Below are 24695 nucleotides of genomic sequence, written 5' to 3'. Positions count from 1 at the left end.
GTTTTTGTTTCTGCTTGACGTTGACCGGACACGCTCTGCCTGTCCGGTTCGTCATGTTTAAACAATCCGGGGCGTCTTTCATTTGAAACAGTCTTAGCGGCGACTTATCTGCAGTGTCAGTTAGTGCATTGACCTGATCTTTTCAGTCAAAAATGCATCGTCGACAGTTTCCGCGTCCCGGAGTGAATATATTTGTCCAAATTCAAGGATAAAAAGCCGACGTCTGCCGATGCAGACAAGGATTTCGAGCTTTCAGAACCCGAGCCTACAAGGGCAGCCGTTATCGTTCCCGTCCTGCCTGAGCGGTATAATACGGGCACGTCGGCGGAAGATGGCGCGCGCCCTGAATTTCAGCGCTCGAATGAGGCGCGCCTGGAAGAAGCCGTCGGGCTTGCCAGGGCAATCAATCTCGACATCGAACATGCTGAAATTGCGATTGTCGCCAATCCACGGCCTGCGACCTTGCTTGGTGCGGGAAAGGTGGAGTCCATCGCCGAAACCGTCAAGGAAAAGGCCATTGGGCTGGTCATCGTCGATCACGCACTGACACCGGTGCAACAGCGCAATCTCGAAAAGGAATGGAACGTCAAGGTCATTGACCGTACGGGTCTCATTCTCGAAATTTTCGGTGAGCGCGCGCGCACCAAGGAGGGCGCTCTGCAGGTCGAGCTGGCGCATCTGAATTATCAGAAGGGGCGTCTGGTCAGAAGCTGGACCCACTTGGAGCGCCAGCGCGGCGGTGGTGGCTTCCTCGGTGGTCCGGGTGAAACCCAGATCGAAGCTGACCGCCGCTTGCTGCAGGAAAAAATTCTAAAGATCAAGCGAGAGCTTGAAACAGTGGTGCGCACCCGCACGTTGCATCGCCAGAAGCGGCGCAAGGTGCCACATCCGATCGTGGCGCTCGTCGGCTATACCAACGCGGGAAAGTCGACGCTCTTCAACCGTATGACAGGCGCGGAAGTACTGGCCGAAGACATGCTCTTCGCCACGCTCGATCCGACATTGCGCCGCATTCGCCTTCCGCATGGCGAAACGGTCATCCTGTCCGATACGGTCGGGTTCATCTCGAACCTGCCGCACCATCTCGTCGCTGCATTCCGCGCCACGCTCGAAGAAGTGGTCGAAGCCGATCTGATCCTGCATGTCCGCGATATTTCCGATCCGGACAATGCCGCGCAGGCGGAAGATGTTGAAAGCATTCTTGCAGGGCTGGGCATCGAGCCGCAAGACCGCAAGCGCGTCGTCGAGATCTGGAACAAGATCGACAATCTCGACGAAAGCGGGCGTGAAGCCGCTATGCGCCTTGCCGCTGCGGGAAGCGAGGAGGGGCGTCCAATCCCGCTTTCAGCGATTACCGGTGAAGGTGTTGACAGGTTGCTTTCGCTCATCGAAACGCGAATAGCGGGTTCGCTCGGTTCGGTCGATGTGTTGCTGTCTCCTTTCGAGCTTCATCTGCTCGACTGGATTTACCAGCATGGCAGCAATGTCGAACGCGAGGATCTGGAAGACGGCTCCGTGCGCATCAAGGCCCGACTGACCGAAGTGGCCCGCAAAACGCTGGACGAGAAGCGCGGCATTCGACCTGAAAAGCCGGAGTCGGACTGGGAGTAAAGCGCGGAGTGCTGCGCCACTTGCGGAACAGGGGCGCAACGCCCTATGTATGGAACACTCACGATTCAAAACTATTCACTTCGCCATAAATATATCCAGAGGCCCATAATGAGAGATCCGATCGAAACCGTCATGAACCTCGTCCCGATGGTGGTTGAGCAGACCAACCGTGGCGAACGGGCCTATGATATTTTCTCGCGCCTTCTCAAGGAGCGCATCATCTTCGTGAACGGACCGGTTGAAGACGGAATGTCTATGCTGGTCTGCGCACAGCTTCTCTTTCTCGAAGCGGAAAACCCGAAGAAAGAGATCAACATGTACATCAATTCACCTGGCGGCGTCGTAACCTCCGGCATGGCGATCTATGACACGATGCAGTTCATCCGTCCGCCGGTTTCCACGCTTTGCATGGGCCAGGCCGCGTCGATGGGCTCGCTGCTTCTGACTGCCGGTGCGACGGGCCAGCGTTATGCGCTGCCGAATGCCCGCATCATGGTCCACCAGCCATCCGGCGGTTTCCAGGGGCAGGCGTCGGATATCGAACGTCACGCGCAGGATATCATCAAGATGAAGCGCCGCCTGAACGAGATTTACGTCAAGCACACAGGCCGCGATTACGAGACCATCGAACGCACGCTGGACCGCGACCATTTCATGACCGCGCAGGAAGCGCTCGAATTCGGCCTTATCGACAAGGTGGTTGAATCGCGCGACGTAGGCGCGGACGAATCGAAGTAAGAGCCGGAATCTCCGGCTCGCACCTGATTTTAGCGCCCTTTGCCACAAAAGGGGCCTAATTCTTGCTCCTACGTGATGGTTAACGCGCCGCGTTAAGCATCTGTTGGGGTTCGGGGCGCTAAACTTGGTCAGATTATGCCGAATCTTTGCCGGGAACTTATTTTTCATTTGTTCGGCGGTGCAGCTTCTGCAAAAGTTGCCAAATGGCTCCTTCGGTCGGGGAGCCACACGGTGACAGGAATCCTGAGACTACAGGCCCTAGATGACAGGCAGTGCGTATCTGCTGCCATCATGACCAGCGGGAGGCGCGTTTCTCCTCCAGCACTGGGTCCGAACCGGAAGAAACGATCGATATGAACGCCCAAGGTTCATTTCGGTCAATTGAAAGGAAACTGCGATGAGCAAAGTCAGCAACAGCGGCGGCGATTCCAAGAATACGCTTTATTGCTCGTTCTGCGGCAAAAGCCAGCATGAAGTGCGCAAGCTGATTGCAGGCCCGACCGTTTTCATCTGCGACGAGTGCGTCGAACTCTGCATGGACATCATCCGCGAGGAAAACAAATCCTCGATGGTGAAGTCGCGCGAGGGCGTGCCTACGCCGCAGGAAATCATGGCCGTTCTTGACGATTACGTCATCGGCCAGAAGGATGCCAAGCGCGTTCTGTCGGTTGCGGTACACAATCACTACAAGCGTCTCGCCCATCAGTCCAAGAGCAGCGATATCGAGCTTGCGAAGTCGAACATTCTTCTCGTCGGTCCGACGGGTTGCGGCAAGACCTATCTTGCCCAGACGCTCGCACGCATTATCGATGTGCCGTTCACCATGGCCGATGCGACGACGCTGACGGAAGCAGGCTATGTCGGTGAAGATGTCGAGAACATCATCCTGAAGCTGCTTCAGGCCGCCGATTACAACGTGGAACGCGCACAGCGCGGCATCGTCTATATCGACGAAGTCGACAAGATCAGCCGCAAGTCGGATAACCCGTCCATCACGCGCGACGTGTCGGGCGAGGGTGTCCAGCAGGCACTTCTGAAGATCATGGAAGGTACCGTCGCTTCCGTGCCGCCGCAGGGTGGCCGCAAGCATCCGCAGCAGGAATTCCTGCAGGTGGACACGACGAACATCCTCTTCATCTGCGGCGGCGCTTTTGCCGGTCTCGACAAGATTATCTCCGCACGTGGCGAGAAGACGTCCATCGGCTTTGGTGCCACCGTTCGTTCGGTTGATGAGCGCCGTATCGGTGATGTCTTCAAGGAACTGGAACCGGAAGATCTTTTGAAGTTCGGCCTCATTCCGGAATTCGTCGGTCGTCTGCCGGTCATCGCGACACTCGAAGACCTTGATGTCGATGCTCTGGTGCAGATCCTGACCGAGCCGAAGAACGCGCTCGTGAAGCAGTATCAGCGCCTGTTCGACATGGAGAGTGTCGAGCTGAGCTTCCACGACGATGCCCTGCGGGCGATTGCCAACAAGGCGGTCGAGCGCAAGACAGGTGCACGCGGTCTGCGTTCGATCATGGAAAAGATCCTGCTCGACACGATGTTCGAGCTTCCGACGCTGGAAGGCGTACAGGAAGTGGTCATCTCCGGCGATGTAGTGGATGGCAGCGCCCGTCCGCTCTATATCTATGCCGAGCGGCAGGACGAAAAGGGTAATGTTTCCGCTTAAGCGGTAACAATTAATCCTTAAAAAGGCCGCGTAAGCGGCCTTTTTCATGTGCAGACTTGCGCCAGGCTGTTCCTGTCACTATTGCAGGCGCAGCAATCAGGGTACAGCCTAAGCTAGATATTGTACTAAATCACTGTACAGCGCAGGATAGATGACGATTCTATGAAAGCCATCCCGCTACAGGCTATTGAATTGCCGGGTTCGGCTCTCCAAGTATGGACCGAAGCACATTCGTGACCTGCCTCATGATGAAAGGGGGCGCGGAGGTGGCAGTCAGGTTGAAAGACCTGAGAAAGGACTGAGTTATGACGGGTACTGAACAGAAGACACCATTGGGTGGTTCTGAAGCGGGCGGTGCAGACGGGCTCTATGCCGTTTTGCCGTTGCGTGACATCGTCGTTTTCCCGCATATGATCGTTCCGCTTTTTGTCGGCCGCGAAAAGTCCATTCGCGCGCTGGAGGAAGTGATGGGCGTGGACAAGCAGATTCTGCTCGCCACCCAGAAAAACGCTGCCGATGACGATCCGGCACCGGATGCGATTTTTGAAATCGGCACGATTGCCAACGTATTGCAGCTCCTGAAGCTGCCGGACGGCACAGTCAAGGTGCTGGTCGAAGGTACGGCGCGCGCCAAGGTTTCCAAGTTTACCGACCGCGAAGATTATCACGAGGCCTATGCTGCGGCTTTGCCGGAGCCCGAAGAAGATGCAGTCGAGATCGAGGCGCTTGCCCGCTCGGTGGTTTCAGACTTCGAAAATTACGTCAAGCTGAACAAGAAGATTTCGCCGGAAGTGGTTGGTGCCGCCAGCCAGATCGACGACTATTCGAAGCTTGCCGACACGGTTGCCTCGCATCTCGCGATCAAGATTCCTGAAAAGCAGGAAATGCTGTCGATCCTCTCGGTGCGCGAGCGCCTTGAGAAGGCACTTTCCTTCATGGAAGCCGAAATTTCGGTTCTCCAGGTTGAGAAGCGTATCCGCAGTCGCGTCAAGCGCCAGATGGAGAAGACGCAGCGCGAATACTATCTCAATGAGCAGATGAAGGCGATCCAGAAGGAGCTTGGCGATGGCGAGGACGGTCGCGATGAAGCGGCTGAACTGGAAGAACGCATCAACAAGACCAAGCTTTCCAAGGAAGCCCGTGAAAAGGCGCAAGGCGAGCTGAAGAAGCTGCGCAGCATGAGCCCGATGTCTGCCGAAGCAACGGTCGTCCGCAACTATCTCGACTGGCTGCTGTCCATTCCATGGGGCAAGAAGTCGAAGATCAAGCAGGACCTGAACTTTGCCGAGGAAGTGCTCGATGACGAACATTTCGGCCTCGACAAGGTCAAGGAGCGCATTGTTGAATATCTCGCGGTGCAGGCTCGCTCGACCAAAATCAAGGGCCCGATCCTCTGCCTCGTCGGACCTCCCGGCGTCGGCAAGACCTCGCTTGCCCGTTCGATTGCCAAGGCTACTGGCCGTGAATATGTCCGTATGTCGCTCGGCGGCGTGCGTGACGAGGCTGAAATCCGCGGTCACCGCCGCACCTATATCGGTTCGATGCCCGGCAAGGTCATCCAGTCGATGAAGAAGGCGAAGAAGTCCAATCCGCTTTTCCTGCTCGATGAAATCGACAAGATGGGCCAGGATTTCCGCGGCGATCCGTCATCGGCCATGCTCGAGGTGCTGGACCCCGAACAGAACTCGACCTTCATGGATCACTACCTTGAGGTCGAATATGATCTGTCGAACGTCATGTTCGTGACGACGGCCAATACGCTGAACATTCCCGGTCCGCTTCTGGATCGTATGGAGATCATCCGTATTGCCGGTTACACCGAGGATGAAAAGCTCGAGATCGCCAAGCGGCACCTGCTGCCGAAGGCAATCAAGGATCACGCCCTGCAGCCGAAGGAGTTTTCGGTCACGGACGACGCGCTGCGCAATGTTATCCGCCTTTACACGCGGGAAGCAGGTGTGCGTAGCCTCGAACGCGAATTGATGACTCTGGCTCGTAAGGCCGTGACCGAAATCCTGAAGTCGAAGAAGAAGTCGGTGAAAGTCACCGACAAGAACCTCTCCGACTATCTGGGTGTCGAGCGTTTCCGCTTCGGTCAGATCGACGGCGAAGATCAGGTTGGCGTCGTGACAGGCCTTGCCTGGACGGAAGTTGGCGGCGAATTGCTGACCATCGAAGGCGTCATGATGCCCGGCAAGGGCCGCATGACCGTCACGGGTAACCTCCGCGACGTGATGAAGGAATCGATCTCTGCAGCGGCTTCCTATGTCCGCTCGCGTGCTATCGATTTCGGCATCGAGCCTCCGCTGTTCGACAAGCGCGACATCCACGTGCACGTGCCGGAAGGTGCAACGCCGAAGGACGGTCCGTCCGCCGGTATCGCCATGGTCACGGCGATTGTATCCGTGCTGACCGGTATCCCGGTTCGCAAGGACATCGCAATGACAGGCGAGGTCACTCTGCGCGGTCGTGTCCTGCCAATCGGCGGCCTGAAGGAAAAGCTCCTCGCGGCTCTGCGCGGCGGCATCAAGAAGGTTCTGATCCCGGAAGAAAACGCCAAGGATCTGGCGGATATTCCGGACAATGTGAAGAACAGTCTTGAGATCGTTCCGGTGTCTCGCGTGGGTGAAGTCCTCAGGCACGCTCTGGTTCGTGAACCAGAGCCGATTGAATGGACCGAGCCGGCAACCCCGGCGACCGTGCCTTCGGTCGAGGAAGAAGCAGGGGTTTCGACGGCGCATTGATGCATTTCCAGCGAAATCGCGAAGCGGTTTGCTTTCCGGTAATGCAGTGAAATGAACTTCTGGCGGGCGATTCTGATTCAGTCGGATAATCCCGCTGGAAGGTGTCTATCAGGACCAACAATCGAAGTGCCGGGCAATTTGTCCGGCATTTCTGTGTTTAACCCCGGTTTTCCGGGGTTTTTTCACGTTGACAGGCTTGGTTTGTGAAACGATTTGAATAAACTCCGACCAATCCGGTCACGTTATCCGTTCCGGTAGATAAAGAAAGGAAATGCCAATGAACAAGAACGAATTGGTTGCCGCAGTTGCGGAAAAGGGCGGTTTGACGAAGGCTGATGCCGGTACCGCTGTTGATGCTGTACTCGCTGCTGTTACCGGCGCCCTGAAGGCTGGTGAAGAAGTCCGTCTGCCTGGCTTCGGCGTTTTCTCCGTTTCGCATCGCGCTGCCTCGACCGGCCGTAACCCATCGACCGGCAAGGAAGTTGCTATTCCGGCTCGCAACGTGCCGAAGTTCTCGGCTGGCAAGGGCCTGAAGGATGCCGTAAACGGCTAATCATGATCTGGAGAGTGAAAGCTCTTCGAACGGATCGTGACAATAAATTTCCAGCTATCGCGGCATGATCGCGAATGGCTGTCGAGAAGGCCCGGCTTGTCCGGGCTTTTTTCGTTGTTTGCGTGGGGCTGATGGTTACCGTGGAGAGCAACCGTGCATGAACATCTTTATCGTATGGACTTTGAGGCGGATGAACTTAAGGACATACCCAAAGTCCATGTCGCATTTCTGGTTTCTTCGTGTGTAGCAATCACTGATATCACTACGTTTTTGCGACTTTTCCTGCTGGCGATCAACGCTCCTAATTTCAAGGGGGGGAAGATCGATAAGGTTGTGTCCGATTACTCCCTAACGCAGGCATTGGTTATTCAACGAACTCTGGCCGGAAAACTAAAAGAATATATTTACATGTGTGAACAGTATCAAAGTACGTGTAAAAAACGTAATGACGATACTCTCCATCAATTCAGACAAAAATCACTACAAAAATGCACTCAGTTGAAGAACGAGCCAGAGTATGATCTCGTTGATTGGTACCGTAATGCAGTTACACATCACTATATATTGAATCATATATCAGAATTAACAAACAGCATGCAGAATGGAGAAAATTACTCCATATTTATGCATGATAGGGATGGAAATAACGGCTTTTTTCTTGGTGAGCAAATCTTGTTCCATAAACTGGGAATAGGATCAAAAGATGAGATTTTTGCGAGAGTCGATGGGTTTCAGAACTGGATAATTACTGCAGCGAAAATTGTGCAAGAGTTGCATCATGATTACTGGATCCAATTTCTTGAAACGTTTTTTCCCGACAAAGTCGCACGGGAAATTTCTATCGATGTGCCTGATGACATGGTGGGCAAGTTAGGCATAACAAAACTCCCCTGTTTCTGGGATTTTCAAGAGTTAATGAAATAGAGTCTCCGCTCAGTCTTAAAGGTGTGAATATCTATCTGCTCAATAGACTAAAAAGCCGGGCGCTAGGCCCGGCTCCAATAATTCTCAATGCCTGCTGCTTACTCCGCAGCCTCTGAACTGCGCTTGGGGCGGCGTTCCAGCAATTCCTTGAGGAAATGGCCGGTGTAGGAGCGCTTTTCCTGCACGATGTCTTCCGGACGGCCCACGGCAACGATTTCGCCGCCGCCATCGCCGCCTTCCGGTCCAAGATCGATCACCCAGTCGGCAGTCTTGATAACTTCCAGATTGTGCTCGATCACTACGACCGTGTTGCCCTGTTCAACCAGTTCGTGCAGCACTTCCAAAAGTTTTGCTACGTCATGGAAGTGCAGGCCGGTGGTGGGTTCGTCCAGAATATAGAGCGTGCGGCCCGTCGCGCGGCGTGACAGTTCCTTGGCAAGCTTCACGCGCTGCGCTTCGCCACCCGAAAGCGTCGTCGCCTGCTGGCCGACCTTGATATAGCCAAGGCCGACCTTGACGAGCGTTTCCATTTTGTCGCGCACCGCGGGAACAGCGGAGAAGAATTCCGCACCTTCCTCGACTGTCATATCCAGCACATCGGCGATGGACTTGCCCTTGAACAGGACTTCCAGCGTTTCGCGGTTGTAGCGCTTGCCGTGGCATACGTCGCAAGTCACATAGACATCAGGCAGGAAGTGCATCTCGATCTTGATGACGCCATCGCCCTGACAGGCTTCGCAGCGTCCGCCCTTCACGTTGAACGAGAAGCGGCCCGGCTGATAGCCGCGCGCCTTGGCTTCCGGCAGGCCCGCAAACCAGTCGCGGATCGGCGTGAAGGCGCCGGTATAGGTTGCCGGGTTGGAGCGCGGGGTGCGGCCAATCGGCGACTGGTCGATATCGATCACCTTGTCGAGGAATTCCAGCCCTTCGATACGGTCATGTTCCGCCGGGTGTTCGCGCGAGCCCATGATGCGACGCGAAGCAGCCTTGTACAGAGTTTCGATCAGGAAGGTGGACTTGCCTCCGCCTGAAACGCCGGTGACGGCGGTGAAGGTTCCTAGCGGGATATCCGCCGAGACATTCTTCAGGTTGTTGCCACGCGCGCCCACGACTTTGATACGCTTGGACTTTGAAATCTTGCGGCGTTCCGCCGGAACGGCAACTTCCATCGCACCGGACAGATATTTGCCGGTCAGCGAATTGGCGTTGGACATCACATCCTGTGGCGAACCTTGAGCGATGATCTTGCCGCCATGGACGCCAGCCGCCGGGCCGATATCGACCACGTAATCGGCAGTCAGGATCGCGTCTTCGTCATGCTCGACCACGATGACTGTATTGCCGAGATCGCGCAGATGGCGCAGCGTGTCGAGAAGGCGGGCATTGTCGCGCTGATGCAAACCAATAGATGGTTCGTCCAGCACGTAAAGCACGCCGGTCAGGCCGGAGCCGATCTGCGAGGCAAGACGGATACGCTGGCTTTCACCGCCCGACAGCGTGCCGGAATTGCGCGCCAGCGTCAGATAATCAAGGCCGACATCGTTGAGGAACTGCAGGCGCTCGCGAATCTCCTTGAGAATGCGGGCGGCAATTTCGCGCTGCTTGTCATTGAAGCTGCCATCGACGTCGCGGAACCAGGCGTCGGCCTTGCGGATCGACATTTCCGTGATCTCACCGATGTGCTTCATGCCGACCTTGACCGCCAGCGCTTCCGGCTTCAGGCGGTAGCCGTTACAGGCAGGGCAGGGCGTAGAGGCCATGAAGCGCTCGATATCTTCACGCGACCAGGCGGAATCGGTCTCCTTCCAGCGGCGCTCCAGATTGGGGATTACGCCTTCAAAAGGCTTCGTCGTCTGGTAGGAGCGCAGGCCGTCATCATACTGGAAGGTGATTTCCTTGCCCTTGGTGCCATAAAGAATGGCCTGCTGGGCTTCTTCCGAAAGATCGGCCCATCGTGCGCCAATCTTGAAGCCATAGGCTTTGCCAAGCGCTTCCAGCGTCTGATTGTAGTAGGGCGACGAAGACCGCGCCCATGGGGCAATCGCGCCGTCCTTCAACACTGCCGTTTCGTCGGGAACGATCAGGTTCGGATCGATGGCCTGCTGCGTGCCGAGGCCATCACAGGTCGGGCAGGCGCCGAATGGATTGTTGAACGAGAACAGGCGGGGCTCGATTTCAGGAATGGTGAAACCGGAAACCGGGCAGGCAAACTTTTCCGAAAACAGAATGCGCTCATGCGTTTCGTTGGCGGACTTGTTGGCAGCACCGCCTTCCGCCGTTTCTTCGGGTGGCAGAGGCTTGTCGGCAAACTCGGCAACGGCCAGACCTTCGGCAAGCTTGAGGCAGGTTTCAAGGCTGTCGGCGAGGCGGGTCGAAAGGTCAGCGCGCACCACGACGCGGTCGACCACGACATCGATATCGTGCTTGTACTTCTTGTCGAGCGCCGGAACGTCGGCAATTTCATAGAAGGTGCCGTCTACCTTGACGCGCTGAAAGCCCTTCTTCTGAAGCTCCGCCAGCTCCTTCTTGTACTCGCCCTTGCGGCCGCGAACGATGGGCGCGAGGATATAAAGGCGCGTGCCTTCTTCCAGCGCCATGACGCGATCAACCATCTGGCTGACCGTCTGGCTTTCGATGGGAAGGCCGGTCGCCGGCGAATAGGGCACGCCCACGCGCGCAAAGAGCAGGCGCATATAGTCGTAAATTTCGGTGACAGTGCCGACCGTCGAACGCGGATTGCGGCTCGTCGTCTTCTGCTCGATGGAAATGGCGGGCGACAGGCCGTCGATCTGGTCGACATCCGGCTTCTGCATCATTTCGAGGAACTGGCGCGCATAGGCCGAAAGGCTTTCGACGTAGCGGCGCTGGCCTTCCGCATAGATCGTATCGAAGGCAAGCGAGGATTTGCCCGAGCCGGAAAGCCCCGTCATCACGATCAGCTTGTCGCGAGGCAGATCGAGATCGACATTTTTCAGATTGTGTTCGCGCGCGCCACGTATGGAAATGAATTTCTGATCGCTCATTCCGCGTCCTGCCTGCTCATGATGCCATGGATAAACGGGCGCCGAATGGTGAAACACGTCGCGCCGGTACCTAATATGGGGTGAAACCCTCCAATAGGAAGGGGGCTCCGGTCATTCATCGGTGCACTCTTATCATTAGAACAAATATCGAACAACCAGCCTTCTGATAGGCGATACGAAATGTGAACGCAAGAGCGTTGACTGTCACTCCTGACTGGAGCAGACTACCCTAACTCGCTGATAGCGGAGAGGTGCCGCGGTGGGATGACACGGCATCGGCAAGAGGTCCGCAGGAGGCGGGGAGACCCAGTAGGGAGGTAAAGGAGCATGAGTCCACCTGACTACAGTGCCTAGCTTTCACAGAGATGAAAGCACAATCCGTTTCGGTTGCGGCAGCATCTTTTCGCAAGGAATGATGCCTCGTTGATCGAAAGTGTGATTGCCGACAATTTGAATTTGCGCGGAATGCAAATGGCCGTGCGCCTTTGTGATCCGAAAAGACCTGCCGACGAATTAATGTCGACACATGAGCATTGCTCAACCCCCAAGCCCTGCGCGCCAAAGATACAGTGAGCGGCAGGGCTTTTCCTTGGAAGCTGATGCGGTTTGCGAAGCGCGGTCATCATGGCTTCATGAGGATGACCGGGGAGGCCGTTTTGAAATTAAGGCAGATGCAGTTTCAGGCCCTGAAATGAGCCAAACCGCATTTTCAGCACAGGAAACGGTGCAAAAACCCACGGAAATTTGTGGCGAACGTGTGACTTTTAAATGTCGGAAGGTTGCATTTTGAACAAAACAAGAACATAAACTCTGTGGACATTGACAAATTCACCGCCCTGGATTGAGCGCTCATTGAGCCAGTCCTGTAAGGTGAACATATGAGTTTCTGGTGATGGCGCATCGTTGCGCCTGATCTTTCATTTGGAACGTGCCTCTTGTCTGTGCGAAGCCGTACGGAAAGAGTGTGCAGGCAAGACCCGGAGTAATTTTTCGATGGCTGGTAGCGTCAACAAAGTCATTCTGGTCGGCAATCTTGGTGCCGATCCGGAAATTCGTCGCCTGAATTCGGGCGATGTGGTTGCCAATCTGCGTATTGCAACGTCGGAAAGCTGGCGTGATCGCCAGACCGGCGAACGCAAGGACCGCACCGAATGGCACAGCGTCGTCATTTTCAACGAGAACCTTGCCAAGGTCGCGGAACAATATCTGAAGAAAGGCGCCAAGGTTTATATCGAAGGCGCACTTCAGACCCGCAAATGGCAGGATCAGAACGGCAATGACCGTTACTCGACGGAAGTCGTGCTGCAGAAGTTCCGTGGTGAACTGCAGATGCTCGACAGCCGTGGTGAAGGCGGCGGTGAGGGCCGTTCGTTCGGCGGTGGCGGCAATCGCAACCAGATGTCTGACTATTCTGGCGGTGGCGGTGACTTCGGCTCGTCCGGCCCGTCTTCGGGCGGCGGCAGCGGCGGTGGCTTCTCACGCGATCTGGACGACGAAATTCCGTTCTGAGGACCGACGTAATCCAGTTTATAAGTTAAATGTGATAAGGCGCTGTTTTACAGCGCCTTTTCTGTTGGTTTGTATTTATATGATGCCATTTGGATCGCCAGAAAGGCTTGGTTTCGCACCTGCGAATGACTTATCAATGTCAGATGGCCCGAATGTCAGATCGACTGTAGCGAAACGCGCTTTTCAAGCTGTGCTGCGGCTTCTTTCCGTTCGCTGTAGCGGTTTGTCAGGTGGCCTGAAATGCCACGCGTCATCACGGTAAACTTCATCAGTTCTTCCATGACATCCACCACACGATCATAGAAGGATGAGGGTTTCATACGGCCTGCATCATCGAATTCCTGCCAGGCCTTGGCAACCGATGACTGGTTGGGAATGGTAATCATCCGCATCCAGCGACCCAGAATACGCATCTGATTGACCGCATTGAAGCTTTGCGAACCACCGGAAACTTGCATCAGGGCCAGTGTCCGCCCTTGAGTTGGACGTACTGCACCGCCGGGCAGGGGAATCCAGTCGATCTGCGATTTCATAACAGCACTCATCGCGCCATGGCGTTCAGGGCTGGTCCAGACTTGTCCCTCCGACCAAAGCATGGCCTCACGCAGTTCCTGCACCTTGGGGTGGCTTGGTGCGCCGTCATCCGGCAAGGGTAGTCCATTGGCATGAAAGATACGTGTTTCCGCGCCCATCGCATCAAGCAATCGCTGGGCCTCCTGCGTCAGGAAACGGCTATAGGAGCGGTCGCGCAACGATCCGTAGAGCAGCAGAATACGAGGCTTGTGCTCTGGGAAAGATGCGCGAAGAGGATCATTATCCGGTAGATGAAAGGATCTCCGGTCCAGATTCGGCAAGTCTGCGTCAGTCATGTCCTCTCCCCGAATTTGACCAACTCGCCGTCTTCTTTGGTGAATGATGCGACTGGGTTTTCCAGAATATCTAGAACCAGTTCTGATGGGCGGCAAAGCCTGGTGCCGCGAGGCGTCTCGACAATGGGCCGGTTGATCAGGATCGGATGAGCCATCATGAAATCGATCAGCTCGTCATCAGTCCATTTCGTATCGGACAGGCCGAGTTCGGCATAGGGTGTGCCTTTCTCACGCAGCAGCTCGCGCGGCGTCAGATTCATTGCTGCCAGCAGGCCGACCAGACGTTCCCGCGTGGGCGGATTCTGCACATACTCAACTATGACGGGCTCTTCGCCACTGGCGCGGATCATTGCCAGCGTATTGCGTGAAGTACCGCATTTCGGATTATGGAAAATAGTGACGGTCATCGGGAGTTTCCTGTCTGTGTTGCGGGCTTTTGATCAGTGCCGCGTTCATACCAGTCTCTGGAGCGGTTCACGATCCAGACAACAGAAAGCATGACTGGTACCTCCACCAGAACGCCGACCACAGTGGCAAGGGCCGCGCCGGATGAAAATCCAAAAAGGCTGATTGCGGCAGCGACGGCCAGCTCAAAGAAATTCGACGCGCCGATCAAGGCCGATGGTCCGGTAACACTATGCTTCTCGCCAGAGAGGCGGTTGAGTAGATAGGCCAGCCCCGAATTGAAATAGACCTGAATGAGGATCGGCACTGCAAGCATCGCGATAATGAGCGGCTGTGCGATGATCTGCTCGCCCTGAAAACCGAAAAGCAGGACGAGAGTAGTCAGGAGCGCGACCAGGGAAAGCGGTTGCAAAGCTTTCAACAGCGTATCGAGCGCGCTTTGTCCGCCCGTTGCCAGAAGGCTGCGCCGAAGAACCTGCGCGAGGATAACCGGAATGACGATATAGAGAACAACGGATAGAACGAGCGTATCCCATGGAACCGTAATTGCCGAAAGCCCGAGTAAAAGCCCGACAATTGGAGCGAAGGCTACGACCATGATGGCATCATTCAATGCGACTTGGGACAGCGTGAAGTGCGGTTCTCCTTTTGTCAGGCTGGACTATATGAAGACCATGGCCGTGCAGGGTGCTGCGGCAAGGATGATGAGACCTGCAATATAAGAGTCGACCTGATCGGTGGGCAGATGCGGACGGAAAAGCCAGCCGATAAACAGCCATGCAAGAAGTGCCATCGAGAACGGCTTTACAGCCCAGTTGATAAACAGCGTAACACCAATTCCACGCCAGTGTCGTCCGACTTGCCGAAGAGCGGCGAAGTCGATTTTCAAGAGCATGGGAATAATCATCAACCAGATGAGAATGGCGACGGGAATATTGACCTTGGCAATTTCGGCAGAGCCGATGGCGTGAAATATCGTCGGGAAAAGATGCCCAAGCGTTACGCCTGCAACAATGCATAGGGCTACCCAGGCGGTCAGATATCTTTCAAAGACAGACATAGAGTCCCTCCACATGTCTTTGCATATTGCGTGTCATGGCCTTGATCTCATGTGAACGTGATTGTCCGCGCAGTCGCCTGGGCGTCTGTTGAAACCGATCCATCATTTTACGTCCATTGGAATGAGCTGGTGTCACCAGCCCGTGATTATCGGGTTGCTGCAGTTGCCGTGGGTGCGCAGCAAGGTGTCAGGCTCTGGATAAGAGGCCCGCAGAGTTCGGCGCTGCCACCGCAACAATCCTTGATCATGAATAGCGTCAGTTCGCGAAATCGATCCAGATCAGCGCGGTATATGATCGAGCGGCTCTGTCGCTCGCTCTTCACGAGGCCAGCCCGCGATAGGGTAGCCAGATGGGCCGACATTGTATTTTGCGGTATATCCAGCATACGCGCCAATTCGCCTGCAGGTATCCCGGCAGGTTCGTGTTTGACCAGCAATCGAAAAGTATCAAGCCTTGTCGATTGGGCGAGAGCGGCCAAAGCCGTGATTGCTACTTCGCTTTCCATATATCCAGAATAATGGATATTATATGTGAGTCAAGATGCGATCTGGAGTAGCCATCCAGCGCATACATCAAATGCTCAGCCGCCGCACTGGCTTAACCAGAGCTCAATGAGTCCAACTGACGGGCTTTGATATTAGGGCGAAATTATCGGCTTCCACGAAAACTTCATCCTCGATGATTAGCTGTTCTCGTCGTTCTCGATAGAAAACTCCATCCTGTCAGCCGAAAAACGTGACAGCGAATATTGGATCGGTTTTCCATCCGTATCGACGTTCACCGCACGAGCTGTCACGACGATGGCACCCGGAGACAATTTCAAGTTTCTTAGGTCTTTCGGGTCGGCATGGCGCGCCGATATGACAGTTGACTTTCGCAGGTAATCGGCGATCCCGGCAGCTTTTAATGCAGCCGTTATCGAGCCGCTTTCCGCATAATCCTGCGCAAAGGAAGGAAAGCGCACAGCATCGATCCAGTGAGTCGCTATCGAAATTGGATAACCATCGGCGTTGTGCATCGTTTCAAGCCGGATCACTTCATCGCCAGCATGCAGTTCAAGTGCGTCTGCGATCTCCCGAGTTGCGGGTTCGATGCCTGATGCCAATAGAATCCCCTGCATTTCCCGCACCTGCGAAGCGAGCGATTGCGAAATGCGGGTGCGGCGTCCAATCTGGTAGGTCAGACGCTTTGCATTGGCAACAAATGTGCCGCGACCTTGCTCGGCGCGCAGCACGCCTTCCTGCGTCAGCGCGGCAATGGCGCTGCGCACCGTATGGCGATTGACCCCAAACCTGTCGGCAAGTTCCATCTCGGCAGGCATGCGCGCACCGGACTGAAGCTTCCCCGCCATGATGTCGCCGCGTATCTCGTCGGCAATCTGCCGCCAGATCGCCACACCGCTGTTTCTCTCAATTCTTCTGGTCTTTGTCATCAACTGTCATCGTCCTGTCATTGGCAGGGTGTATTCATTCTGGTATTGTATAGTTGTCTATATAACTAGACAAATCCGAAGAGCAAGTCAACAAGATCTCAAAGGGCAGGGAAGCTCATGTACGGTACGGAGCAGAGTGCGAAGGGAGGCGGAGCCGGTTCCGCCACTGAAAGCAGAAAGGCGCCAGATCCAGTTCAAGCCGCAAGGCAGGCGAGCATGGCGGTTCTTGCGCGTGCAAGTGGCGAAGAGCTGCAGGCTTTCTGGCAGGCATGGTCGGACAAGCCTGAATTCGAGGTTCTGCGCGGACCGGAAACCGGCCTTGTAATGCTGCGTGGCCGCATTGGCGGCGGCGGCGCAGCCTTCAATGTCGGCGAGGCAACGGTGACGCGCGCTACGGTGCGGCTCTCCGATGGCTCGGTCGGTCATTCTTATGCACTTGGTCGCGATCAGGAAAAGGCACGCCTTGCCGCTCTTTTCGATGCGCTGTGGCTGGATGAAGGCCAACGCGATGCGGTGGAGACGCAGGTGCTGAATGTCTTGCGCAAGCGGCTCGACGACGCGGACGCCACGTTGCGCGGCGAAGCTGCCGCCACCAAGGTTGATTTCTTCACAATGGTCCGGGGAGACAATTAATGCTTCCTTCTTCTGTAAACAGCACTTCCTCCGCGTTTGAGGGCGGCTTTGCCGATCCGGTGACGGATGCGCAGTCGGCATTCCATGCCGTCATGCATGCCATGGCCAATCCCGGCCGCATCTATCCTCTGGCTCGCGCAGCCACCCCACCGCAGCCGCTGACGCCTGAACTGGGCGTTATTGCAGCAACTTTGCTCGATCATGATGCGACGGTTTGGTGCGATGCAGCGATAGCTGCCGATGAAAGTGCAACCGCCTGGCTTACTTTTCACACCGGTGCGCCGCATGTCGATAATACAGACGCCGCGCAATTCGCTCTGGTCAGTAATCTATCGCTGCTGCCGTCCCTGGCAGAGTTTTCGCAGGGCGACGCCGAGTTTCCCGATCGTTCGACAACTATTGTCCTCGCTGTTGCCTCACTGACAAGCGGGCAGGGCTTTGTGCTCAAAGGCCCCGGTATCGATGGTGAACGAGCGCTTCACGTCGAAGGTCTGCCGCAGGATTTCATCAATCAATGGCGCGAGAACGGCGCGCAATATCCGCTGGGCGTGGATCTTGTTCTGGTCTGCGACGGTGCTGTCGCAGCGCTTCCCCGCACAACGCGCGTAAGCAATCTGGAGGGCTGAAAATGTATGTTGCCGTAAAGGGTGGTGAAACAGCCATCCGCAATGCCCACCGTCTTCTCGATGATCGCCGTCGCGGTGACCGTTCGGTCCCGGCACTTCGTCTCGATCAGATTGTCGAGCAGCTTGCGCTGGCGGTCGATCGCGTCATGGCCGAAGGTTCGCTCTATGATCGCGAACTGGCCGCACTTGCTGTGCGTCAGTCCCGTGGCGATCTGATCGAAGCAATCTTTCTGGTGCGCGCCTACCGCACCACCTTGCCGCGCTTTGGCTATTCCCGTCCGATGGAAACAGCTCAGATGCTGATCGAGCGCCGCATTTCGGCGACCTATAAGGATCTGCCCGGTGGCCAGCTTCTGGGACCGACTTTCGATTATACACATCGACTTCTTGATCCCGATCTCGCGGGCGATGTGGCCGTGCCGGAACCGGAAACGCGGGAGGCTCAGCCGGAAGAGACACCACGTGTAACTGATATTCTCGGTGTCAACGGGATGATCGAGGATGACGGTTCCCTGCCGGAAGGTCACGAACCGGGCGACCTGACCCGCGAACCCTGGACATTTCCGATGGAACGCGACCTGCGCCTTCAGGCACTGGCGCGTGGCGACGAAGGATTCCTGCTGGCGCTCGGTTATTCCACCCAACGCGGCTATGGCAACACGCATCCTTTCGTTGGTGAAATCCGCATTGGCGAAGTGGATGTCGAGTTCGACGTGCCCGAACTTGGCTTTGCCGTTTCGCTCGGTCGTGTGCAACTGACTGAATGCCAGATGGTCAATCAATTTAAAGGTTCGGCCAAGCAGCCGCCGCAATTCACACGCGGCTATGGGCTGGTGTTCGGCCAGAGTGAGCGCAAGGCCATGTCCATGTCGCTCTGCGACCGTGCGCTGCGTGTTCGCGAGTTCGATACGGATGTGACCGCTCCCGCACAGGACGAGGAATTCGTCATCTCCCATTCCGACAATGTGCAGTCTACCGGTTTCGTCGAGCACCTGAAACTGCCCCACTACGTGGATTTTCAGGCAGAACTCGATCTCATCCGCCGTATGCGCGCGGAATATGACCAAGCGAACAATAAGACTGAAGGCCCAACACAGGAGGCCGCAGAATGAGCGATCTGGCCAATTACAACTTCGCCTATCTGGACGAACAGACCAAGCGGATGATCCGTCGCGCCATCCTGAAGGCGATTGCCGTTCCCGGCTATCAGGTGCCTTTCGCCAGCCGTGAAATGCCGATGCCTTATGGCTGGGGCACCGGCGGCGTGCAGGTAACCGCCTCGATCATCGGGCCGGACGATGTGCTGAAGGTCATCGATCAGGGTGCTGACGACACGACCAATGCCGTCTCCATCCGCGCTTTCTTCCAGAAGACAGCCGATGTCGCCGTTACTACCCATACGGGCGAGGCGACCATCATCCAGACCCGTCACCGCATTCCGGAATATCCGCTGACCGAAGGGCAGGTGATCGTCTATCAGGTGCCGATCCCCGAGCCGCTGCGTTTTCTTGAACCGCGCGAAACCGAGACCCGCAAGATGCACGCGCTGGCCGAATATGGCCTCATGCATGTGAAGCTTTACGAAGACATTGCGCGTCACGGCCATATCGCCAAGACCTATGATTATCCGGTGATGATCGAGGGGCGCTATGTGATGGCACCTTCGCCGACGCCGAAATTCGACAATCCGAAAATGCATATGTCTCCGGCATTGCAATTGTTCGGTGCCGGTCGCGAAAAGCGCATCTATGCCGTCCCGCCTTACACGCAGGTGGTGAGCCTCGATTTCGAGGACCATCCGTTTGAAGTGCAGAAATTCAAGGAACCCTGTGCGCTCTGCGGCGCGAAGGGCGTCTATCTGGACGAAGTCGTGCTGGACGACCGTGGCGGCTCGATGTTCGTCTGCTCCGACACCGATTTTTGCGAAGACCGTCAGGCCAACGGCCATTTCGGTCATCTGGCAGCGAATAAGGAGGCAGCAGAATGAACAACGAACCCCTGCTGAGAGTAAACAGCCTGTCGAAGTTTTACGGCAATCGCCGTGGCTGCGTGGACATCTCCTTCAATCTGTGGCCAGGCGAAGTGCTGGCCATCGTCGGTGAATCCGGTTCCGGCAAGACGACGCTCCTGAACAGTCTGGCAACCCGTCTGGAACCGACGTCCGGCACGGTTGAATACCGGATGCGCGACGGTGAATTCCGCGATCTCTACAAAATTGGCGAGGCGGAACGCCGCTTCCTGATGCGGACCGACTGGGGTTTTGTGCATCAGAACCCGGCGGACGGATTGCGCATGACGGTTTCGGCCGGTGCCAATGTCGGCGAACGCCTGATGGCCGTTGGTGAACGCCATTATGGCAATATCCGCTCGACGGCGACGGAATGGCTAGGACGCGTCGAAATCGCTTCCGACCGTATCGATGATCAGCCACGCGCCTTCTCTGGCGGTATGCGCCAGCGCCTGCAGATTGCCCGCAATCTGGTGACTGCTCCGCGTCTTGTCTTCATGGATGAGCCAACCGGCGGTCTCGACGTCTCGGTACAGGCGCGTCTGCTCGACCTGTTGCGCGGCCTCGTCAGCGACCTTGGCCTCTCGGTGATTATCGTTACCCACGATCTCGCCGTGGCCCGGCTTCTGTCCCATCGCATCATGGTCATGAAAGACGGCCATATTGTCGAACAGGGACTGACCGACCGCGTGCTGGACGATCCGCAGGCGCCATATACGCAGTTACTCGTGTCGTCAATTCTGCAGGTTTAGTAAACTAAAACAGATATTTGTAGCATGCTGTTCCTAAATTAGACGAACTTCATGCACGAGGTGAAAAATGTCTATGTTGCAAACATCAGCCCCGCTTACCGTCACCGATGTCACGAAAACCTTCGTGATGCATCTGCAAGGCGGCATCGAACTTCCGGTCGTTCGCGGCGTGAACTTCGAACTCCATGCCGGTGAATGCGCCGTGCTTGGCGGTCCTTCGGGTGCGGGCAAAAGCTCGATTCTTAAAATGGTCTACGGTAATTATGCGGTCAATGGCGGCTCGATCCTGATCCGTCATGCAGACCGCACTGTCGATCTTGCTACAGCCGATCCGCGTGAAGTGCTGGCCGTGCGTCGCGACACGATCGGCTATGTCAGCCAGTTTCTGCGCACGCTGCCACGCGTTGCGGCAATCGATGTGGTTGCCGAACCGCTGGTTGCGCGTGGCGTCGATCGTGAAGCGGCACTGAACCGCGCTCGCGAACTTCTGGCGCAGCTCAACCTGCCGGAAAGGCTGTGGGCCTTGCCACCTGCGACTTTCTCCGGCGGTGAGCAGCAGCGCGTGAACATCGCGCGCGGTTTCATTACGGATCATCCGGTATTGCTGCTTGATGAGCCGACCGCTTCGCTCGATGCGAAGAACCGTGCGGTCGTCGTTGATCTCATCAAGACCAAGAAAGAGCAGGGCGTCGCCATGCTCGGCATCTTCCACGATGAGGATGTGCGCACGGAGGTTGCCGACCGGATTATCGACGTGACAGCTTTTTCTCCGAGGGCGCTAGCATGACCAAACTCTCGGTGGAGCCGCTGGTGCATGGAACCGCCGTCGTTAGCGGTTGCACGCTTGGTCGCTATACGGAGATCGGCGAGCGCTCCCGCGTTTCTGAAACCGCACTGGGCGACTATTCCTATCTTGGTGTCGATTGCGAAATCTGGTGCGCGGAGATCGGCAAGTTTTCCAACATCGCCAGCCATGTGCGCATCAACGCCACCAACCATCCGACATGGCGTCCGACACTGCATCATTTCACTTACCGCGCCGGTGATTACTGGCCGGAAGAAAAGGATGAAACGGAGTTTTTCGAGTGGCGTCGCGGCAATGCCGTGAAGATCGGTCATGATACATGGCTCGGTCACGGCGCAACCATTTTGCCGGGCGTGACAGTCGGCAATGGTGCGGTTGTCGGGGCCGGTGCAGTGGTGAGCAAGGATGTGGCGCCCTATACGATTGTGGGCGGCGTACCGGCGCGTCTCATTCGCGAACGCTTCGACGCTGCGACCGGCAATCGCCTGGATCGGCTGGCATGGTGGGACTGGAGCCATAAGCGTTTGCACGAAGCTCTCGACGATTTCCGCGCGCTCGATATCGAATCTTTTCTCTCGAAATATGAAACACCCGCCAATACAAATGCGGTCATGAAAGAGCTATCCAATGGCTAATGAAATCGTTCTGAAAAACGCACAGATCGTGCTTGTTGACGAGATTGTTTCCGGTTCTATCCTGATCCGTGACGGCAAAATTGCAGCAATCGATCAGGGCAATACCAATGGCGGCGATGACATGGATGGCGATTATGTCATTCCGGGTCTGATTGAGCTGCACACGGACCAGCTCGAAAGCCATTATGCGCCGCGTCCGAAAGTTCGCTGGAATGTCGATGCAGCGGTTCAGGCACATGATGCGCAGGTTGCAGCATCCGGCATTACGACAGTTTTCGATGCGATGCGCGTTGGTTCCGACTATGACCGCGACTTCGTAGGCGAGGATATGCGGATGCTTGCTGATGCTATCGAAAGCGGTGTTCGCGAAAATCGCTTGCGTGCAGACCACTTTCTGCACCTGCGCTGCGAGGTTTCGTCGGCGGATTGCCTGGAAACATTCGAGCTTTTCGCAGGTGACGACCGCGTCAAACTCGCTTCGTTGATGGATCATGCGCCGGGACAACGTCAATTCGTTGATCTTGAGACCTATCGCACCTATTACATGCGCAAAATGAAGCTCACGGATGAGGAGTTCCGCGTGCATTGTGAGAAGCGCATGGCGGATTCGGACGCCTATTCGGCCAAGCATCGCCGTTCCATCGCCGAACTGGCTGCGACGCGCGGCATCGTTCTGGCCAGCCATGATGATGCGACCAGCGCGCATGTCGATGAATCGCTCGACCATGGCGTGCGGATCGCCGAGTTTCCGACCACGATGGAAGCCGCAAATGCTTCAAAAGGCGCAGGGCTCTCGATTCTGATGGGGGCGCCAAACATCGTTCGCGGTGGTTCGCATTCCGGCAATATCGCTGCACGCGATCTTGTTGATAATGGTAGCCTCGACATTCTGTCTTCGGATTATATCCCGTTTAGCCTCATTCAATCGGCTTTCGGTCTTGCTTCGGGCGAACGTCCGATTGCACTGCCACAGGCTGTCCGCCTCGTGACCAAGAATCCCGCCGACGCCATGGCCATGGATGATCGCGGCGAGATCGCTATCGGAAAACGTGCCGATATGGTTCGCGTGCGCCCGAAAGGCGCGATCCCGGTTGTCCGCACTGTCTGGCGCGAAGGCGAGCGGGTGCTCTGATGCAGATGCAATCCGATATGCCGAAAGGCTGTTTCGTCGCCGTTGTCGGCCCCAGCGGGGCCGGCAAGGATACGATCATGGATGCAGCGCGTGCGGCTCTTGCGGACGACACGCGGTTTCATTTTGTGCGCCGCATCATAACCCGCCCGCAAATGCCGGGAACGGAAGATCACGACAGTCTGGATGAAGCGGCATTTGCAAAGTCGGCAGATGAGGGCGCTTTTGCCCTGCACTGGCAGGCGCATGGTCTGAGCTATGGATTGCCGAAATCACTTGAGGATGAAATCGCCGACGGCATCGTTGTGGTCGCCAATGTCTCGCGACGGGTTCTGGGTGATATTCGCAGGCTCTACACGTCGCGCTCTGTGGTCGTGATAACGGCCCGACCGGACGTTCTCGCTGAACGGCTTGCATCGCGCGGTCGTGAAAGCCGGGAGGAAATCGCCTTGCGGCTGGCGCGCGAAGTGAGCTTTGATGACGGTGCCGCGGATGTTGTCACAATAGACAATTCCGGCAATGTGAATGCATCCACAGACGCCTTCCTTCGTCACTTAAATGAAATAGCTGTTAAAACAATCGCTTAGATAAAATCCCTATAGCGGCGTGTAAATTTACACAAACGTCATTCTGCTTTCATCGCAGTGTCATGGAAGCAATTCAGAGTGAGCATGAATGGAGACGAATTCATGCTTCAACTGAAAAACATAACGCGCCGCTATAATGACAAGGTGGCGGTTTCGGGCGTGGACCTCGAAATCGAGCCGGGCACGTTTGTGGGAATTATCGGGCGCTCTGGCGCGGGCAAGTCGACGCTTCTGCGTATGATCAATCGCCTTGTCGAACCTTCCGAAGGGACCATCCATTGGGACGGTCGCGACGTTACGGGCCTTAAAAGTTCGGGACTGCGCGACTGGCGTGCGCAATGCGCGATGATTTTCCAGCATTTCAATCTGGTCGATCGTCTTGATGTTCTGACCAACGTTCTGATGGGCCGTCTGAACTATGTTTCGACGCCAAAATCGCTTCTGCGCATCTGGAGCGATGAAGAGCGTTTGATTGCTCTTTCCGCCTTGCAGCAGTTCGATATTGCGCATCTTGCAGCGCATCGCGCCGATGAACTTTCGGGCGGCCAGCAGCAGCGCGTGGCGATTGCCCGTGCGCTTGTCCAGCAGCCGCGCATCATTCTCGCCGACGAACCGATTGCATCGCTCGATCCGCGCAACACCCGCAGCGTCATGGACGCCCTGCGTCGCATCAATCGCGAATATGGCATCACGGTTCTCTGCAATCTGCACTCGCTCGATATTGCGCGCAGCTATTGCGACCGTCTTGTCGGTATGTCGGCCGGCAAGATCGTATTCCGCGGCACACCGTCGATGCTGACCGAAATGGCAGCACGCGACCTTTACGGCATGGAAGCCGCTGACGTCATCGATGCCGATGAGCAGCAGGGCGAAACAATGCCAATGCCAGTTCCGCAGTCGGCTGAAGCCGTTCTGCGTCAGCTTTCCGCGTAAACGCAGGAAAATTACCTTCTAAAATCGGGGATTAACAGGAGATACC

General features: G+C 56.1%; 22 protein-coding genes and 1 pseudogene. 17 read left to right on the top strand and 6 right to left on the bottom strand.

All coding sequences use genetic code 11. From position 1 onward, the window contains the following. The first annotated feature begins 192 nt into the window (after window positions 1-192). The 6 genes from hflX (at window position 193) to HWX93_RS10710 (ending at window position 8242) form a co-directional block, all read left to right on the top strand. A complete protein-coding gene (gene hflX, locus HWX93_RS10735) occupies window positions 193-1611 on the top strand; it encodes a GTPase HflX (protein WP_109987816.1) in 1419 nt (472 codons plus the stop codon). Window positions 1612-1719: 108 nt separating this feature from the next. Further along, on the top strand, window positions 1720-2349 hold the full coding sequence (clpP, locus tag HWX93_RS10730) for an ATP-dependent Clp endopeptidase proteolytic subunit ClpP (RefSeq protein WP_010660144.1): 630 nt from the start codon (window positions 1720-1722) through the stop codon (window positions 2347-2349). Between the two features lie 397 nt (window positions 2350-2746). Next, complete coding sequence (gene clpX / locus HWX93_RS10725; protein ID WP_061346342.1) at window positions 2747-4021, top strand: ATP-dependent Clp protease ATP-binding subunit ClpX; 1275 nt, start codon at window positions 2747-2749, stop codon at window positions 4019-4021. Window positions 4022-4326: 305 nt separating this feature from the next. After that, complete coding sequence (gene lon, locus HWX93_RS10720; RefSeq protein WP_176037365.1) at window positions 4327-6765, top strand: endopeptidase La; 2439 nt, start codon at window positions 4327-4329, stop codon at window positions 6763-6765. Window positions 6766-7042: 277 nt separating this feature from the next. Continuing rightward, window positions 7043-7318, top strand: a complete 276-nt coding sequence (locus HWX93_RS10715) for an HU family DNA-binding protein (protein ID WP_006470422.1) — start codon at window positions 7043-7045, stop codon at window positions 7316-7318. 153 nt (window positions 7319-7471) lie between these two features. Continuing rightward, on the top strand, window positions 7472-8242 hold the full coding sequence (locus HWX93_RS10710) for a hypothetical protein (protein WP_176037364.1): 771 nt from the start codon (window positions 7472-7474) through the stop codon (window positions 8240-8242). Window positions 8243-8340: 98 nt separating this feature from the next. Here HWX93_RS10710 and uvrA read toward each other — a convergent pair whose 3' ends face one another. Further along, on the bottom strand, window positions 8341-11265 hold the full coding sequence (gene uvrA, locus HWX93_RS10705; protein ID WP_176037363.1) for an excinuclease ABC subunit UvrA: 2925 nt from the start codon (window positions 11263-11265) through the stop codon (window positions 8341-8343). A 993-nt stretch (window positions 11266-12258) separates the two neighbouring features. Between uvrA and ssb the strand changes: the two genes are divergently transcribed. Continuing rightward, entirely contained in the window at window positions 12259-12774 is a 516-nt protein-coding gene (gene ssb, locus HWX93_RS10700; protein ID WP_006470425.1) for a single-stranded DNA-binding protein, read from the top strand. 155 nt (window positions 12775-12929) lie between these two features. Here ssb and arsH read toward each other — a convergent pair whose 3' ends face one another. The 5 genes and pseudogenes from arsH to phnF form a co-directional block, all read right to left on the bottom strand. Next, on the bottom strand, window positions 12930-13643 hold the full coding sequence (gene arsH, locus HWX93_RS10695; RefSeq protein WP_176037362.1) for an arsenical resistance protein ArsH: 714 nt from the start codon (window positions 13641-13643) through the stop codon (window positions 12930-12932). Continuing rightward, window positions 13640-14050 carry an arsenate reductase (glutaredoxin) gene (arsC, locus tag HWX93_RS10690; RefSeq protein ID WP_176037361.1) on the bottom strand — a complete coding sequence of 137 codons (411 nt, stop codon included), beginning with the start codon at window positions 14048-14050 and terminating at the stop codon, window positions 13640-13642. The genes arsH and arsC overlap by 4 nt, the downstream gene beginning before the upstream one ends. After that, a pseudogene (arsB, locus tag HWX93_RS10685) lies at window positions 14047-15108 on the bottom strand (ACR3 family arsenite efflux transporter). The gene arsC and the pseudogene arsB overlap by 4 nt, the downstream one beginning before the upstream one ends. Window positions 15109-15254: 146 nt before the next feature. Further along, window positions 15255-15614, bottom strand: coding sequence for an ArsR/SmtB family transcription factor (locus HWX93_RS10680; protein ID WP_109987824.1), 360 nt, complete (start codon window positions 15612-15614; stop codon window positions 15255-15257). 177 nt (window positions 15615-15791) lie between these two features. Next, window positions 15792-16544 (bottom strand): phosphonate metabolism transcriptional regulator PhnF, encoded by a 753-nt coding sequence (gene phnF / locus HWX93_RS10675; RefSeq protein ID WP_176037360.1) that lies wholly within the window; start codon window positions 16542-16544, stop codon window positions 15792-15794. A gap of 213 nt (window positions 16545-16757) precedes the next feature. On the opposite strand from phnF, the gene phnG reads away from it, so the two are divergent. From phnG to phnC, 10 genes are all read left to right on the top strand, one after another. Then, window positions 16758-17174: a phosphonate C-P lyase system protein PhnG gene (phnG, locus tag HWX93_RS10670; protein ID WP_235969098.1), complete on the top strand. Its 417-nt coding sequence runs from the start codon at window positions 16758-16760 to the stop codon at window positions 17172-17174. Next, window positions 17174-17800, top strand: coding sequence for a phosphonate C-P lyase system protein PhnH (phnH, locus tag HWX93_RS10665; RefSeq protein ID WP_176037358.1), 627 nt, complete (start codon window positions 17174-17176; stop codon window positions 17798-17800). Before phnG ends, phnH begins: the two co-directional genes overlap by 1 nt. Window positions 17801-17802: 2 nt before the next feature. Then, a complete protein-coding gene (locus HWX93_RS10660) occupies window positions 17803-18912 on the top strand; it encodes a carbon-phosphorus lyase complex subunit PhnI (protein ID WP_176037357.1) in 1110 nt (369 codons plus the stop codon). Beyond that, a complete protein-coding gene (locus HWX93_RS10655; RefSeq protein ID WP_109987829.1) occupies window positions 18909-19787 on the top strand; it encodes an alpha-D-ribose 1-methylphosphonate 5-phosphate C-P-lyase PhnJ in 879 nt (292 codons plus the stop codon). Before HWX93_RS10660 ends, HWX93_RS10655 begins: the two co-directional genes overlap by 4 nt. Continuing rightward, window positions 19784-20560, top strand: coding sequence for a phosphonate C-P lyase system protein PhnK (gene phnK / locus HWX93_RS10650; protein ID WP_176037356.1), 777 nt, complete (start codon window positions 19784-19786; stop codon window positions 20558-20560). The genes HWX93_RS10655 and phnK overlap by 4 nt, the downstream gene beginning before the upstream one ends. 67 nt (window positions 20561-20627) lie before the next feature. After that, window positions 20628-21347 carry a phosphonate C-P lyase system protein PhnL gene (gene phnL, locus HWX93_RS10645; protein ID WP_176037355.1) on the top strand — a complete coding sequence of 240 codons (720 nt, stop codon included), beginning with the start codon at window positions 20628-20630 and terminating at the stop codon, window positions 21345-21347. After that, the gene (locus HWX93_RS10640) at window positions 21344-22000 is read left to right on the top strand and encodes a DapH/DapD/GlmU-related protein (RefSeq protein ID WP_176037354.1); all 657 of its coding nucleotides are present in this window, start codon (window positions 21344-21346) and stop codon (window positions 21998-22000) included. The genes phnL and HWX93_RS10640 overlap by 4 nt, the downstream gene beginning before the upstream one ends. After that, window positions 21993-23132: an alpha-D-ribose 1-methylphosphonate 5-triphosphate diphosphatase gene (locus HWX93_RS10635; protein ID WP_176037353.1), complete on the top strand. Its 1140-nt coding sequence runs from the start codon at window positions 21993-21995 to the stop codon at window positions 23130-23132. Before HWX93_RS10640 ends, HWX93_RS10635 begins: the two co-directional genes overlap by 8 nt. A gap of 5 nt (window positions 23133-23137) precedes the next feature. Next, entirely contained in the window at window positions 23138-23716 is a 579-nt protein-coding gene (gene phnN, locus HWX93_RS10630) for a phosphonate metabolism protein/1,5-bisphosphokinase (PRPP-forming) PhnN (protein WP_176037447.1), read from the top strand. Between the two features lie 102 nt (window positions 23717-23818). Further along, window positions 23819-24649: a phosphonate ABC transporter ATP-binding protein gene (phnC, locus tag HWX93_RS10625; protein ID WP_109987874.1), complete on the top strand. Its 831-nt coding sequence runs from the start codon at window positions 23819-23821 to the stop codon at window positions 24647-24649. Window positions 24650-24695 lie beyond the last annotated feature (46 nt).

This window comes from Brucella tritici (assembly GCF_902825325.1).
In the GTDB taxonomy this organism is placed as follows: Bacteria; Pseudomonadota; Alphaproteobacteria; order Rhizobiales; family Rhizobiaceae; genus Brucella.
Note: the sequence above shows the minus strand (reverse complement) of the source record. Positions and strands in the feature narration are given on the sequence as shown.